The organism is Ornithinimicrobium avium, assembly GCF_003351765.1.
Classification (GTDB): domain Bacteria; phylum Actinomycetota; class Actinomycetes; order Actinomycetales; family Dermatophilaceae; genus Ornithinicoccus; species Ornithinicoccus avius.
Genome location: NZ_CP031229.1, coordinates 37,840 through 52,030, shown reverse-complemented (window position 1 = coordinate 52,030; position 14,191 = coordinate 37,840). Strand labels below are relative to the sequence as shown.

The following is a 14,191-nucleotide window of genomic DNA, read 5'->3' as shown; positions in this document are numbered from 1 at the left end:
TGCGCCGTGGTCGTCGGTCGACCGGACCGACCGCAGGAGACACTGCCTACCGCTTCCCGTAGCCTCGCCGAGATGCACCCCACGCCCAGCGACGAGACCATCACCGACGAGCACGGGCGGCCGGAGCCACCGTTCGTGGCCGGCGAGGCGGCGACGCTGCTGGGCTTCCTGGACTTCCAGCGCGCGACGCTGGCGTGGAAGACGCGGGGACTGGGCGAGGAGGGTCTGCGCGCCCGGCTCCACCCCACGGGTATGACGCTCGCCGGGCTGGTCAAGCACCTCGCCTGGGTGGAGGACTACTGGTTCACGCAGACCGCCGCGGGGCAGCCGGAGCCGGACCCGTGGGCCGGTGTCGACTGGGCCGCGGACGAGAGCTGGGAGTGGAGCTCGGCGGTGGCCGACGGGCCCGAGGAGCTGCGCACGACGTGGGAGACGTCGGTGGCGCGCTCGCGTGCGAGTCGGTCGACGGTCAGGTCGGCGAGTAGCCCGCGGCGCCCCGCCCGGTTCGCTCAGGAGGCGTCGGTCGCGCGCTCGCGCAGGGCCTCGCGCGTGTTCGGGTTGACCGAGGGGCGGAACGGCATCTCCACCACCTCGGCCGGCACCGGGACCCCCGGGGTCTCGGCGTAGTCCTCCGGCAGGTGCACCCACAGCCTGGTGCCCGGACCGGCCCGGTCCACCGGCACGAAACCCATCGCGATGTTCGTCTCCAGCTCCGGGGACCACCAGGGCGAGGTGACGTAGCCGTCCGGGTCGTCCTCCGGGCCCCCGGAGATCAGCCAGAAGTCCGGGGCGTAGTCGGTGATCGGCCGGCCTCCGAGCCGCATGCCCACCAGCTGGTGGGTGTAGGGCGTGCCGCCCGCCTCGAGCTCGGCGCGCACCTCCTCCAGCCGCTGCCTGCCGATGTAGTCGCCCGCCTTCTCCCCCTCCTTGGGCACCTGGTAGCCCAGGTTGACCTGGAAGGGCAGCGTCTCGACGTCCATGTCCTGGCCCCAGGACAGGATGCCGGCCGCGACGCGCCGGTGGTGCGCGGGAGCGATGACCTGCAGCCCGTGGCGCTCGCCCGCGTCCAGGACGGCCTGCCACAGCCGCTCGGCGTGCAGCGTGGCGTCCCGCAGGTAGATCTCGTAGCCCTTCTCGCCGCTGAAGCCGGTCTGCGAGACGACGACGTCCAGCCCGGCCACGGAAGCCTGCATCAGCCCGTAGGAGGGCACGTCGAGCACCTCGGCACCGACGAGGTCGACCATCAGGTCGGCGGAGCGCGGGCCCTGGACCTGGACCGGGGACACGTCGATCTCCCGGATCTGCACGTCGTGGCCCAGACCGACGTTGACGCCCTGCAGCCACAGCAGGAGGTCGGAGTCGGAGCAGCTGAACCAGAACTCCTCGGCGGAGAGCCGCAGCAGCACCGGGTCGTTGAGGATGCCGCCGTCCTCGTTGCACAGGATCACGTAGCGCGCCCGCATCGGCGAGATCCGGGTCGCGTCTCGGGTGATGACCCGGTCGACGAAGGCCTCGGCGTCCGGGCCGACGACCTGGATCTGCCTCTCCACGGCCACGTTCCACAGGGTCACGTCGTGCACGAGGGAGGCGTACTCCGCCATCGCGCCGCCGTCCTCGGGGCGGACGTAGCCGCGCGGGTGGTACATCCGGTTGTAGACCTCCGCCCGCCAGCACCCCGCCTGATGGGACAGCTCCCAGTAGGGCGACTTGCGGATGCGGGTGGAGATCAGCAGCTCCACCGGCGTGCGGCCGGACTGGCGCAGGTTGATCGGGACCGTCCGGTCGCGCTGGTCGACCGAGGGGACGTTGGCGCCTTCGAGAGCCATCGTCACCACTTCCTTCCTGGTGCGTCGCTCGTATCCCACCACATCGTGGGACTGTCCTCCCACCATACGGACGAGAGAGCCGTCCCACAAGGGGGAGGGGGACGTGCCGCGCCGGACCGGCGACCCGGTGGGCCGCGTCCGTGGTGCGGGTCGGTCAGACGGAGGCGAGCCGGACGACCGGCAGGCGCTCCTGGAGGTACTGCAGGGCGTGGACCGCCCGCCAGCCCTGCGCGTAGCGGCGGATGAGCTCCTTGGCGCCGGCGAGGTCCTGGCCGAGGGTGACGAGCAGGTCCTCGACGTAGCCGTCCTTGCGGTGCTGGCCCAGCCCGATGTTGGCCATCAGCCCGTTGCACAGGCACTTGCGGCCCTCGGTGTCCTCCAGGGTGCCGCCCTTCTTGAGGTACATGTGCACCGGCTCCGCGGCGCAGCGGTAGCCGACCGTGCCGTCCTCGCGCTCGTAGGGCTGGCGCAGGTAGGACAGGTCGCACAGCCGGGGGCGGGCCTCGTAGACCTCGGTCTGGCTCGCGGTGCCCTCCAGCGTGGCGACCTTGAACGGGAAGCCGGTCGGGCTGGCGCGCGGGTCGTTGCGCACGGTGAGGTCGTCGGTGCGCAGCCGCTCCAGCATCTGGGCGCGGGCCTCCGGGGCCAGCCCGGAGTCGTGGGACAGCGCGAAGACCGTCCCGACCTGGACGCCCGCCGCACCCGCGCGGACGGCCTCGGCCACCTGCTCGGGCGTGCCGTAGGCGCCGGCCAGCCAGAACGGCAGGCCCAGGGCGGCCACCTTCTGCAGGTCGGCCTCGTCGCGGCTGCCGTAGACCGGCTCGCCCGCCTCGTCCAGCTGGAGCTTGCCGCGCGGGGGTGCGGAGTGCCCGCCGGCCGGGGGGCGCTCGACCACGAAGCCGTCGGGGCGGATGTCGGGGTCGCGGTAGAGGTAGGAGGCCAGCTGGTCGACCGAGACGATCGCCAGGAAGTCCGGCTTGCCCATCACCGGCAGCTCCTCGCCCAGCAGGTCGACGGGGTCGACGGTGATGTAGTGGCGGGACGTCCCGCCGACGACGTCGGCGCTGATCCGCCCCACCTTCCCCGCGCTCAGGTCGCGCAGCAGCTGCGGGATCTCCCGGGGGATGCCCGCGCCCATGAGCACGTAGTCGACGCCCGCGAGCATCGCCCCGAGGATCGCGGTCGGCGTGGCCATCTGCACCTTCTCCAGGCAGTTCACGCCGACGACGCCGCCCTCCCCCAGCCCGTCCTTGGCCAGCCAGACCTCGGCGAAGTTGCCCACGACGGCCAGCTCCTGGCCGGCCCGGGCGGTCTCCAGCGTCAGCTTGGGGATCGGCTTGTAGGGGGTGTCGGGGTCCTTGCCGCCCTCGATGAAGTACTTGTCCAGGACCCGCTCTGCCATGGCCTGGCTCGGGAAGCGGGCCATGGCACGGCGGTAGTGCCCGCCCCGGTCGCCGTCCTGCAGCGTGCGGGAGAGGACCGCGTCCATCGCGGTGCCCGAGACGACGCCGAGATGGCCGGACTTGGCGACCTCGTGGGCCAGCCGCCAGCCGGAGACGGCGATCCCCATACCACCCTGGATGACCAGGGGTCGGGAGCGCTCGGGGGCTGAGCGTGCGGTGCGGACGTGCTCTGGGTGTGCAACAGCCATGCGCGGGGGTCACTTCCGGATCGGGGACCTACGGGAGCGTAGGTTTCGGTCGCGTAGGTTACGGTACCGTAAGTTCGCCGTGCTGTCCCACCACGCAGGTCAGCGGCCCGACGAGCCTTCCCGCCCTTCCCGCGCGCCTTCCCGCGCGCGCAGGCGGAGCCGGATGCCCTCGGGCCCCTCGGTGAAGACGACCTGCGAGAGGTCGGCGACGACGAGGTCGGCGTCGAGGTCCTCCGCCGGGCTGGTCGTGGTGAGCGCCAGGGTCGCCGCGCCGGCCGCGCGGCCCGACGCCACCCCGGCGGGAGCGTCCTCCACGACCAGGCAGCGGTGCGGGTCCGCGCCGAGCCGGGCCGCACCGATGAGATAGGGCTGGGGGTCAGGCTTGCCGCGGGTGATGTCGTCGGCCGTGACGAACGCCTCGGGTGCGCGCAGGCCGGCGGCGGTGAGGCGGAGCTCGGCCAGCTCCCTGCCCGCCGAGGTGACGATCGCCGCCCGGTCCCCCACGGCCGCCATGGCCTCGACCGCGCCGGGCAGGGCGACGACGTCCTCGAGGTCCTCCAGCTCGCGCCGGTCGATGTCGGCCGTGGCCTGGTCGACGTCCACGTGAGGCTCGACGACGGCCTGCACGATGCTGCGGCTGGGCACGCCGTGGAAGCGCACGAGCCGCTCGAGGGGAACCTCGTGGTGCTCGGCCCACGCGGCCCAGGAGCGCTCCACCGCGGCCGTGGAGTCGGTCAGCGTGCCGTCGTTGTCGAAGAGGACGGCCTGGAAGATCTCGGTCGTGATGTCGCGCACGGGCCCAGTCTCCCAGCGGTCCGGCGCGGGGCAACCCGTGCCGGCCTCACGGGACGATGTCGCTGCGGGCCGAGGACGTGACCGTGATCGTCACTCCGCCGCCGAGCTGCTCCAGCACCGGGCTCACCACCGGGATCCGCGCGGTGCCCCGCACGGCGACGACCGCGGTGCGCCCGTCGGGGGTCCCCGTGCCCGGCGCGACCTCCCAGCCGGAAAGCCGCGTCGGCATCGCCCGTTGCGCGAGGTGCGCGGTCGCGGCAGCCAGGACCGTCTCGTCGGTGAGCGGCACCCCGCCGGCGACACCCTCCCCGTAGGCGCGCTCGGCGGCCAGGGCGTCGCTGGCGTCCAGGGCCGCGGCGTCGGCGGCGTCGAGCAGGTTGATCCGGCTCAGCTGGACCGAGGTGACCCCCACGATCCCCATGACGATCATCAGGGTGAGGGCCACCATCCCGACCAGCAGGATGCTGATCTGGCCCGACTCGGTGTCCCCGAGGGCGTCGTCGCGTGCCACCGGTCCGCCTCCTCTCATCCTGCCGGCCTGAACTCGTCGACGGTCTCCAGGTGCTCGGCGCTCAGCCCGATGGAGGAGGGGACGCGCCCGCGCATGAAGTCGGGCACCAGCGGCAGCGGCACCTCGACCCGGGCCTCGACCGCCACCTGGCTGCCCGGGGCGAGGCAGTCGGCGGAGCAGGCGAGCTCGAAGGTGCCGTCGCCGGGACCGAACCCGTGCGCGTCCAGGACGAGATCCGCGGCGGCCCGGGCACGGACCTGGGCCGAGGCCGGGTCGGTCGCGGTGACGAACGCGCGACCGGCCTCGCGGGAGGCGGCCGAGACGGCATACGCCCCGGCCTGCACCCTGCCCAGGGTCGCGACGAGGTAGAACAGCGGGACGACCAGCAGGACCAGGAGGAAGGCGACCTCCACGGTCATCGAGCCCCGCTCGGACCACCCCGCCGGCCCTCGCCGCATGGTCGGAAGTCCCGTCCTCACTGGTCCTCCGCGTAGGCCTGTCCGGTGACCGTCATCGCCTCGGCCGGACCGAACGGGCCGAAGACCGGCATGGTGAGGGAGGCGGACACCTCCACGACCTCCATGCCGGCGACCACCGTCCGGCCGGCGGTCACCGAGACACCACCGGTGCCGGGCAGGCTGGACCCCAGCAGCGTCCTGGCCCGCTCGGCCCCCGCAGCCGGGCTGGAGTCGGCCCTCGCCCCGTAGCGGGCGCCCTCGATGACGTGCGCCGTCGCCGTGTTGTGCAGGTGCAGGGCCAGGGCGAGCTGGGCGGCCGCGAGGACGAGCACGCTCACGAGCCCGGCCAGCATGGCGAACTCCGAGACGGCGGCCCCGCGCTCGCGGTCGAGGCCGGCGGCGCGGCTCACCCGCCGACGCTGGACACCGCGCTGGTGAACATCCCGGTGAGCAGCGGCTCGGCGACCAGCCACAGCGCGGCGACGAGCCCGGCGGTCATGATCGTGATGAGGACCCAGCCCGGGACGTCCCCGCGCTCGGGCTGGTCGCACCAGGCGCGGACGCGGGAGAGGTAGCCCGTCCCGGACGGGTGACGGTGGCGGGGGGTGGGCGTGGTGGTGCGGCGACGCATGGGGCGTTCCCTTCGTGTCGTGGTGTGTCGTGTCGTCGGTCGTCGGTGAGCGGTTCAGAGGGCGATCTGCAGCATCGTCACCCCCGGGAAGACTGCGAAGAGGACGGTCACGGGCAGGACCAGGAAGACGACGGGGATCATCATGGTGATCTCGCGCCGTCCACCCTCCTCGATGAGCGACTGCCTGGCAGCCTCGCGGGCGTCGGCAGCCTGGGCACGCAGCACCTCACCCAGCGGTGTCCCGCGCTGGATGGCGACGACGAGACCGTCGACGAAGCGCACGATCGGGCCCAGCCCGGTGCGCCGGCTGAGCGCCTCGAGCGCGTCCGGCAGGCTCACCCCGGTGCGCGCCTCTGCCAGGCACAGCTCCAGCTCACCGGCGAGCTCGCCCGAGGACAGCCGGGACACGCGCTCCAGCGCCTGCACGGTGCCCTCCCCGGCCGTCACCGACAGGGCCAGCAGCTCGGCGACAGCGGGGAACTCCGCCATGATGACCCGCTCCCGGCGGCTGGCCGCCGTGCTGAGCAGGGTGTCCCTCGCCACCGCGCCGCCGACGAAGGCGCAGGCCACGAGCACGGCGAGGGCGACCACGCTCGCACCCCGGCTCCACCACAGCACCGAGCCGAGGGCCGCCATGACGACGGCGGCGGCGATGCCCCAGAGGACCTGCTGCACGCGGAATCCCTCGACGTCGGCAGCCAGTCCGGCCCGCTGCAGGCGCGAGCGGACCGAGTCGGTGCCTCCGAGCACCTGGTCCAGCACCGACCCGGCTCGGTGGGTCAGCGGACGCACCAGGTCGGCCAGCTGCCAGCCTGCACCGTCCTCGGTCCTCAGCAGGGAGGAGCGCTGGGGCACCCGGTCGAGGTAGGGCTCGATCCGCATCGTGACGTCGACGTGCCTGGCCCGCTGCACCGCCCCGACGAGCAGCACCAGACCGCTCGCCAGCATCAGGCCGAGCCCGGCGCCCCACCACTGTGCCGCGCTCACCGCAGCACCCTCTGCTCCTCGGGGAGCCGTCCGAGGGTGACCATCAACCGGTAGGCCGCGACCGTGACACCGGCGCCGATGGCCAGGACGACGACGCCGCCGGGCGTGCCGTAGGCCTCGAGCGTGGAGCCCCGGGTGGCGAGGAGGAGCAGGACCGCCCACGGTGCCGCCATCGCGAGCCGGGCGGCGTTGACCGTCCAGGACTGGCGCGCCTCCAGCTCGGCGCGGGCACGGGCGTCCTCCCGCAGGAACGTCGACAGCGCACGCAGCACCCGGCCGAGGTCGGCGCCTCCCACGTCCCGGGCGATGCGCAGCGCCTCGACCAGTCGGTCGGCCACCGGGTCGGAGAGCCGCTCCTTGAGCAGGTCGAGCGCCTCGGAGAACCGGCCGCTGGCCCGGTAGTCGTGGGTGAACTCCTGGAACTGCGGGCGCAGCTCTTCCGGCCCCCGCTCCCCCAGCTGGACCAGGGCCTCGGGCAGCGCCAGACCCGCCCGGACCGCGGAGAGCACGTGGTCCACGACGTCCGGCCACACGTCCCGCAGCCGGCTGCGCCGCTTGCGCGCACGGGCCCGCACGACCGCGAAGGGCGCCCAGCCGGCCATCACCGCGAAGCAGAGGCTGACCGGCAGCACCTGCGTCACGGCATACCCGAGGAGCAGCACGACCACGGCGAGCGTCGCGGCGAAGCCGACCAGCGTCCACGCCCCCAGGCCGCGGATCCCGGCCAGGACGATCTCGTCGTGCAGCCGGTCGATGCGCCGCCGACGGGACCGCGGGACCGCGGCCTGCTCGCGCGGCCAGAACGACCACCAGATGCTGGCCAGCCCGAGGCCGAGGACCAGACCCCACAGGGCTGCAGCCATCAGGCCCGCCCCAGCAGCTCGCGCAGGTCGTGACCGTACCGCTCGAAGCGGTCGGCGTGCGGCGGGTAGCCGTCGGCCCGCTCCAGCCGGCCGTCCCGGTGGACGAAGATGTCGGCGACCTCCACCACGTCGCCCTCCACCCGGCCAGGCAGGGCGACGACCTCGCGGACCCGTCGCGACCCGTCCGCGTCCATGCCCAGCTGCACCACGAGGTCGATCGAGGAGGCGACGGTGGGCACGACGAAGCTGGAGGAGACGTTGGGCCCGGCGAGCAGCGGCAGCGTGCACATCTTGGTCACCGCCTCGCGCGCGCTGTTGGCGTGCACGGTGGCCATCCCGGGCAGCCCGCTGTTGAGGGCGATGAGGAGGTCCAGACTCTCCTCCTGGCGGACCTCCCCGACGATGATGCGGCCAGGGCGCATCCGCAGGGCCTCCTTGACCAGGCGGCGCAGCGGCACCTCGCCGGTGCCCTCGAGGCTGGCCTGGCGGCACTGCATGGAGGCGACGTCCCTGAGGTTCACGCGCAGCTCGAAGACCTCCTCGCAGGTCACCACCCGTTCGTGGGCGGGGACCGCGGCCGCCAGGCAGTTAAGCATGGTGGTCTTGCCCGCCTGGGTCCCGCCGGCGACCAGGATGTTCAGGCCGCTGGCCACGGCGGCCTCGAGGAACCGGGCGGCGTGGTCGGTGAGGCTGCCCAGGCGGACCATGTCGGACAGGTCGTCGGCGGCGACGACGAACTTGCGGATGTTGACCGCCCAGTGCCGCCGGGTGATGTCCGGGATCGTCACGTGCAGGCGGCTGCCGTCGGGCAGCGAGGCGTCGACGAAGGGGCTGCTGAGGTCGACGCGCCGGCCCGAGCTGCGCAGCATCCGCTCGACGAGGTCGTGGACCTGCTGCTCGGTGAGGAAGGTCGGGGTCAGCTCGGGCCGTCCGTGGCGCGCCACGAACACCTTGCTGGGCTCGTTGATCCAGATCTCCTCGACGGTCGGGTCGTCGAGATAGGCCTGCAGCGGGCCGAAGCCGGCCACGGACTCCACCAGCAGCCGGTGCGCCTCCTTGCGGTCGGTGAGCGGCACCAGGCCGCCGACCAGCGAGCGCTCGTCGTAGTCGTCGAGCACCTCACCGATCAGCGAGCGCACCTCGACCTCGTCGCGCGCCGGGTCGAGGCGTCGACGACGCACGAGCTCGCGCACGTCGTCCTCGAGCAGCTGCAACGCGGTGGGCTGCACGCAGCATCTCCCCCTCTGTCCGGCGGTCCTGGAGGGGCCGCCCAGCCGGCCCCGCCGCACCATGTGACCAAGCCGCGCAGGCGGAGTCCAGAGACTTTGCCAAACCCATACCAAATCCGAACCAATCCTTGGGGACGGCGGGGGCCCTGTGGACAAGTGCAGCGGCCCCCCGCCCGGGCGTCCCACGATGGGCCCATGAGATCGATGGTCACCGTCCGGCACGGCGGCGCGCTGCGGCACGTCCTGCTGGACGCCTCCGCGGCGCCCACCGTCGGCGCCGCCCACGAGGCGCTCGGCCTGCCGCCGCCCGCCGGCTCCCGCGCCTCAGAACCCCTCAGGCACGGGTATGCCGTGCCTGAGGGTCCCCCCGCGCCCGCGCCGCTGCGGCCGGCGGCGCGGCTCGTGGTCGTCGCGGGCCCCGACGCGGGCGGGTCGGTCGAGCTCAGGCCGGGGACCTGGGTCACCGTCGGTCGGGCCGCGACCTGCGACCTGGTGGTCGGGGACCCCGCCCTCTCCCGGGTCCACCTGCGCCTCCGACTGGACCGGCAGGGGGTCCTCGTCGAGGACCTGGGGTCCACCAACGGGCTGGTCTGGCACGGGCTCCCCCACGGTGCCGGGCCGCAGACCGGTCCGGTCGCGGTGCCTGGCCCCGCGGGGGAGGCTGCCGCAAGCTGGCCGCCGGGAGCGGAGCTGCACGTCGGCTCCTCGCGGCTCGAGCTGGTCCTCGAACCGCTCCCGCCGCTGGACGGCCACGAGGTCCACGGCCGCGTCCAGGTGCGCCCGTGGCCGCGCCCGCGCGGGGAGGCCGCGCCCGTCGGGCTGGAGACACCGACGCCGCCGCAGGAACCGGTGCTGCGGACGCCGTCGGCCTGGTCGTGGGCGCTCCCGCTCGTCGCCTCGGTCGCCGCCGCCGCGCTGCTGCGCATGCCCATGGTGCTCCTCTTCGGGCTGATGGCTCCGGCGATGGTGCTCGGTCACCACCTGGGCGAACGCCGTTCGTCCCGGCGGGGGCTTCGGCAGGCGGTGGTTGCGCACGGGCGGGCGCTCGCGCAGCTCGAGGTGGACCAGGAGCGGGCGCTGCACCGGGACCTTCGGTCGCTGCGCGACCGCGACCCCGGCCTGCTCGGGGTCGCCCTGGCCTGGCACGGCGGGCCGACCACGGCCCTGTGGTCGCGCGGCGAGGAGCCTCCCGGCGTGGTCGTCGGCGAGGGCGCCCTTCCCTCGGGCGTCACCCTGGACGGCGAGTCCCTCGACCACCCGGCCGCCCCCGTCACGCTCCGGCTGGACGCGCCGGTTGCCCTGGTGGGTCCGCCCCCGCTGACCGCGGCGGCGGCGCGCAGCTGGCTGCTGCAGCTGGCCACGGCCCTCCCGCCCTCGCGACTCGCGATCGTCGTCCACCCCGCCGACCCGCCCGGCGAGGAGTGGGACCTGCTCGCGTGGCTGCCGCACACACGTCCCCGCCCCGCGGATGCACCCTCGACCAACCTCGTGTGGGGCACCGACCTGCTGATCCGGACGAGGGCGAGGGACGTGCCCGACGGCGTGCCGCAGGTCGTGGTGAGCACGCCCGGGACGGGTGTACTGCGGCAACCTGGACGGCCGGACCTGACCTTCCGGCCCACGCTCGTCCCGCTGCAGGTGGCCAGGCACGTAGCGCGCGGGCTCGCGCCGCTCGTCGAGGATCGGGGCGAGGCCGAGAGGTTACGGCCGGAGACGCTGGGCGACCTGGTCCGCTGGCCGCGGGACGGCGACGGCGTGCGCGCCGGGTGGGCCGGCCGGACGGCCGACCTGCGGGTCCCGCTGGGCACCGACGAGGCCGGGGCCCCCGCGCTCGTCGACCTGGCGGCCGACGGTCCCCACGCGCTGGTGGCCGGCACCACCGGCTCGGGCAAGTCGGAGCTGCTCCGGACCCTGGTGACCGCGCTGGCCCTGCGCAACCGGCCCTCGCGGCTGAGCCTGCTCCTCGTCGACTACAAGGGCGGGTCGTCCCTGGCGGAGTGCGCGGCGCTCCCCCACTGCTGCGGCCTGGTCACCGACCTCGACCCCCACCTGGCCCAGCGCGTCCTGGTCTCACTGACCGCCGAGCTGCGCCGCCGCGAGACGGTGCTGGCCGCCGCCGGCGCGCGCGACGTGCGCGAGCACCCGGACCTGCCCCGGCTGGTCGTCGTGATCGACGAGTTCCGCGTCCTCGCCGAGGAGCTGCCCGAGTTCCTCGACGGGCTTGTCCACCTCGCCGCCGTCGGCCGCAGCCTCGGCGTGCACCTGGTGCTGGCGACCCAGCGTCCCGCCGGGGTCGTCTCGGCCGACCTGCGCGCCAACGTCAACCTGCGCATCGCTCTGCGGGTGCGCGACCGGGCCGACAGCCTCGACGTCCTGGAGGTGCCCGACGCCGCAGAGCTGCCCGAGGGGCGTCCCGGGCTGGCGCTGCTGCGCACCGGGGCGGCACCGCCCCGCCGCGTGCAGGTCGTGCCGGCGGCACCCCCTCCCGCCCCGGGTCGGGCACCGGCATCTGGAGAGGTGGCCGAGGCCGTTCCCGGCGCGTGGTCCGGCTGGTGCCGGCTGCATGCTGCACCGACGACCGCCGAGAGCGGTCTCGGTGACCTGCCTTCGCTGCTCTCCCGGGTCGCCGAGGACGACGGCGAGCGGCCGCTGACCGTCTGGCGTCCTCCGCTGCCCCCGAACGTCGGCAGCGACACAGAGCCCGGCGCCTGGGCGCTGGCCGACCGGCCGGAGACGCAGGCCCGGGAGCGTCTGGTCTGGGACGGGAGCGGGCACGTCGCTGTGGTGGGGGCCGCGCGGACCGGCCGTACCACCGCGGTCAGGTCGCTGCTGGCGGCGACCGGGCCGTGCTGGCTGTACGTCGTGGACCTCGGACGCGGCCTGGAGGGCACGGAGGTCGTCGACCACCCGGGGCTGCGCGGCTGGGTGGGTCCGCACGACCCCGCCCACGGTCTGCGGGTGCTCGAGCGCGTGGCCCAGGTCGTCGACCGGCGCAGCGGCGCGCGTCAGGACGGCTCCTCGCCGGTGGTCCTGGTCGTCGACGGCTGGGACCGCCTGCTCGAGGCCTACCGAGACGTCGCGGGCGGGCAGGTCCGCGACCTCCTGCTGCGGATCCTGCGCGACGGCCCGGGGGCCGGCGTGGTCGTCCTGCTCACCGGGGGCCGCAGCCTGCTCGCCGGTCCGGTCGTCGCGGAGGTCCCCGAGGTGTGGGCCCTGCACCTGCACGACCCGGCGGACCTCCTGCTGGCCGGGCTGCGCCGGCACCAGGTGCCCTCCGACCAGCCCCCGGGACGGGCCGTGCGGACCCGGGACGGACTCGTCGCCCAGGTCCTCCTGCCGGCCTCCGCGGCGGGCCCCACGTCGGCCCTCAGCGAACCTGCACTCACCGAGGCTCACTCGGAGCCACCCCTCGGGCCCGCTCCCCCGCGGCTGGAGAGCCTGCCGGACACGTTCGCCGGCGGCCGCGCCTGGTCGGTCGGCGGTGACGACGCGTCACCGATGAGGCCCCCGGCCGGCTCGGTGCTCGTGCTGGGACCTCCCGGGTCCGGGGTCTCCAGCACGCTCGCGACCCTCGCCGCCTGGCGGACGGGGACGCCCCCTTCCCGGACCGCGTCCGGATCTGCGCCCGACGCGACGCCGCCGCCGGTGCACGTGGGTGCCGACGACGCTGGCCCGCACGGGGCCGAGCGCATCGAGTCCGCGCTGCGGGACCACTCCGGGACGGTCGTGGTCGACGACGCACACCTCCTCGCCGGCAGCCGCACCGAAGACCTCGTCCTGGGCTGGTCGGCACGCACCGGCGGCGACCTGCTCGTCGGCGGGGAGCTCGCGGCCTGCTCAGGTCTTTTCCGCGGCCTCGTGGTCGAGGTTGCCCGGCACCGGACCGGGGTCGTGCTGCAGCCCGACCAGCCCGGTCAGGGCGCGGTCCTGGGCGTGCGCCTGCCGGTCGACGGCCGGAGGGTGCCGGGGCGCGGGGTCCTGGTGCAGCGGGGAGGCTGCACCCCTATACAGGTGGCCCTCCCCCGCCCAGCCGGCCCATGAGCAGGACGGAGACGATCGTGGCGACGGCGACGACGAGCACGACGGTGCTCAGCCACCACGGCGCGAACTGGAACATCGCGATGCCGAGCGGCACCATGAGGAAGTTGAACGCCACGGCCGGGGCCTGCGCCCGCGGGTGCCGGGCCCGCAGCCCCTTGGCGGTGTAGGACAGGCCCAGCACGAAGACGAGGATCGTCACCACCGACATGATGATGATCAGCAGGTCCGTGCCCTCGCCGATCAGCAGCTCGTAGAGGTAGAAGGCCGCGATGCCGGCGAGCGCGACCGCCTCGAATGCCACGAGCACCGTCGCCACCTGGCCGGCGGTCCGCTCCCGGGGTATGGGGTCGGTCGTCGCGTCGCGGCGCGGGGTCACGGGGTCGGTGCTGGCCACGTGCTCAATCGTAGGCCGCGACGCTGCCCTCCCCCTTCCCGGTCGGTGTCCAGGGGAGCGTCAGGGCACGGCACTACGCTTGGGAGCTGTGACCCACGCAGCCAAGCGCCTCGCGCTCGAGACGCTCGGCTGGACGGTGCTCGTGCTCGGGATCCTGGCGCTGTTCCTGCCCGGGCCAGGCCTGCTCCTCACCCTCGCCGGGCTGGTCCTGCTCTCGACGCAGTACCCGTGGGCCCGCCGCTTGCTGGAGCCGGTGCGGGTCCGCGCCTGGCAGGCCGCGGTCGAGGGCACGCAGAGCTGGCTGCGCATCACCCTGTCGGTGCTCGCCGCCCTGTCCGTGGCCGCCGTCGGCGTGTTCTGGGTGGCCTCGCCCCCGAGGCCGCACTGGTGGCCCGTGCACGAGGCGCTGTGGCTGTTCGGCGGTCCGGCCGTCGGGATCACGATGATCCTGTCCAGCGTGCTCGGGCTCGGTCTGCTCGCGTTCTCGGTGCACCGGTTCTACCGCCGCCCGGCGGCCGTGGCGGAGGTGGCCGCGATGCGGGCCCGCTACAGGGTGCGCGTCGCGTTCCGCCGCCGGGCGCGCCACCGCCTGTCGCGGATGCACGACGAGCACCGGCCGCCCAGCCTTCCGCGCCGCCCCCGCGGCGCGCGCCGCGCGCGTCGGTCCTGACCCACCAGGAGCGTCCCGGAGCACGGCCGCGTCGCCTCCGCCTCCCCTATGCTGCCTGCAGGCCCCGTCCGGTGCCCCACGGGCACCGCACCCGCGGCGGGAACGATGATCGGCACGCGCCCCGAGGGCGATGAA

General features: G+C 74.6%; 14 protein-coding genes. 3 read left to right on the top strand and 11 right to left on the bottom strand.

The window, feature by feature from the left end; genetic code table 11:
- Positions 1-72 precede the first annotated feature (72 nt).
- Positions 73-627, top strand: coding sequence for a mycothiol transferase (locus DV701_RS00215; protein WP_162802733.1), 555 nt, complete (start codon positions 73-75; stop codon positions 625-627).
- On the opposite strand, the gene DV701_RS00210 is transcribed toward DV701_RS00215, so the two are convergent.
- The 10 genes from DV701_RS00210 to DV701_RS00165 form a co-directional block, all read right to left on the bottom strand.
- Entirely contained in the window at positions 510-1,826 is a 1,317-nt protein-coding gene (locus DV701_RS00210; protein WP_114930469.1) for a glycine cleavage T C-terminal barrel domain-containing protein, read from the bottom strand. The genes DV701_RS00215 and DV701_RS00210 overlap by 118 nt on opposite strands.
- Positions 1,827-1,980: 154 nt before the next feature.
- Positions 1,981-3,396: a nitronate monooxygenase gene (locus DV701_RS00205; RefSeq protein ID WP_114926586.1), complete on the bottom strand. Its 1,416-nt coding sequence runs from the start codon at positions 3,394-3,396 to the stop codon at positions 1,981-1,983.
- Between the two features lie 180 nt (positions 3,397-3,576).
- Positions 3,577-4,272, bottom strand: a complete 696-nt coding sequence (locus tag DV701_RS00200; RefSeq protein ID WP_228255124.1) for an HAD-IA family hydrolase — start codon at positions 4,270-4,272, stop codon at positions 3,577-3,579.
- A 46-nt stretch (positions 4,273-4,318) separates the two neighbouring features.
- Positions 4,319-4,783, bottom strand: coding sequence for a pilus assembly protein TadG-related protein (locus DV701_RS00195; RefSeq protein ID WP_228255123.1), 465 nt, complete (start codon positions 4,781-4,783; stop codon positions 4,319-4,321).
- Between the two features lie 14 nt (positions 4,784-4,797).
- Positions 4,798-5,202, bottom strand: coding sequence for a pilus assembly protein (locus DV701_RS00190; RefSeq protein ID WP_228255122.1), 405 nt, complete (start codon positions 5,200-5,202; stop codon positions 4,798-4,800).
- Between the two features lie 56 nt (positions 5,203-5,258).
- Entirely contained in the window at positions 5,259-5,651 is a 393-nt protein-coding gene (locus tag DV701_RS00185; RefSeq protein ID WP_228255121.1) for a pilus assembly protein, read from the bottom strand.
- Positions 5,648-5,872: a hypothetical protein gene (locus DV701_RS00180; RefSeq protein WP_114926583.1), complete on the bottom strand. Its 225-nt coding sequence runs from the start codon at positions 5,870-5,872 to the stop codon at positions 5,648-5,650. Before DV701_RS00180 ends, DV701_RS00185 begins: the two co-directional genes overlap by 4 nt.
- Before the next feature lie 54 nt (positions 5,873-5,926).
- Positions 5,927-6,859: a type II secretion system F family protein gene (locus tag DV701_RS00175; RefSeq protein ID WP_228255120.1), complete on the bottom strand. Its 933-nt coding sequence runs from the start codon at positions 6,857-6,859 to the stop codon at positions 5,927-5,929.
- Positions 6,856-7,722, bottom strand: a complete 867-nt coding sequence (locus DV701_RS00170; protein WP_114926582.1) for a type II secretion system F family protein — start codon at positions 7,720-7,722, stop codon at positions 6,856-6,858. The genes DV701_RS00175 and DV701_RS00170 overlap by 4 nt, the downstream gene beginning before the upstream one ends.
- A complete protein-coding gene (locus tag DV701_RS00165; RefSeq protein WP_228255119.1) occupies positions 7,722-8,951 on the bottom strand; it encodes a CpaF family protein in 1,230 nt (409 codons plus the stop codon). The genes DV701_RS00170 and DV701_RS00165 overlap by 1 nt, the downstream gene beginning before the upstream one ends.
- 195 nt (positions 8,952-9,146) lie before the next feature.
- Between DV701_RS00165 and DV701_RS00160 the strand changes: the two genes are divergently transcribed.
- Positions 9,147-12,992 (top strand): FtsK/SpoIIIE domain-containing protein, encoded by a 3,846-nt coding sequence (locus DV701_RS00160; protein ID WP_114926580.1) that lies wholly within the window; start codon positions 9,147-9,149, stop codon positions 12,990-12,992.
- On the opposite strand, the gene DV701_RS00155 is transcribed toward DV701_RS00160, so the two are convergent.
- A complete protein-coding gene (locus DV701_RS00155) occupies positions 12,955-13,386 on the bottom strand; it encodes a hypothetical protein (protein ID WP_162802732.1) in 432 nt (143 codons plus the stop codon). The two genes, DV701_RS00160 and DV701_RS00155, sit on opposite strands and share 38 nt — an antisense overlap.
- An 88-nt stretch (positions 13,387-13,474) precedes the next feature.
- On the opposite strand from DV701_RS00155, the gene DV701_RS00150 reads away from it, so the two are divergent.
- Positions 13,475-14,056 (top strand): PGPGW domain-containing protein, encoded by a 582-nt coding sequence (locus tag DV701_RS00150; protein ID WP_228255118.1) that lies wholly within the window; start codon positions 13,475-13,477, stop codon positions 14,054-14,056.
- Positions 14,057-14,191: the final 135 nt, after the last annotated feature.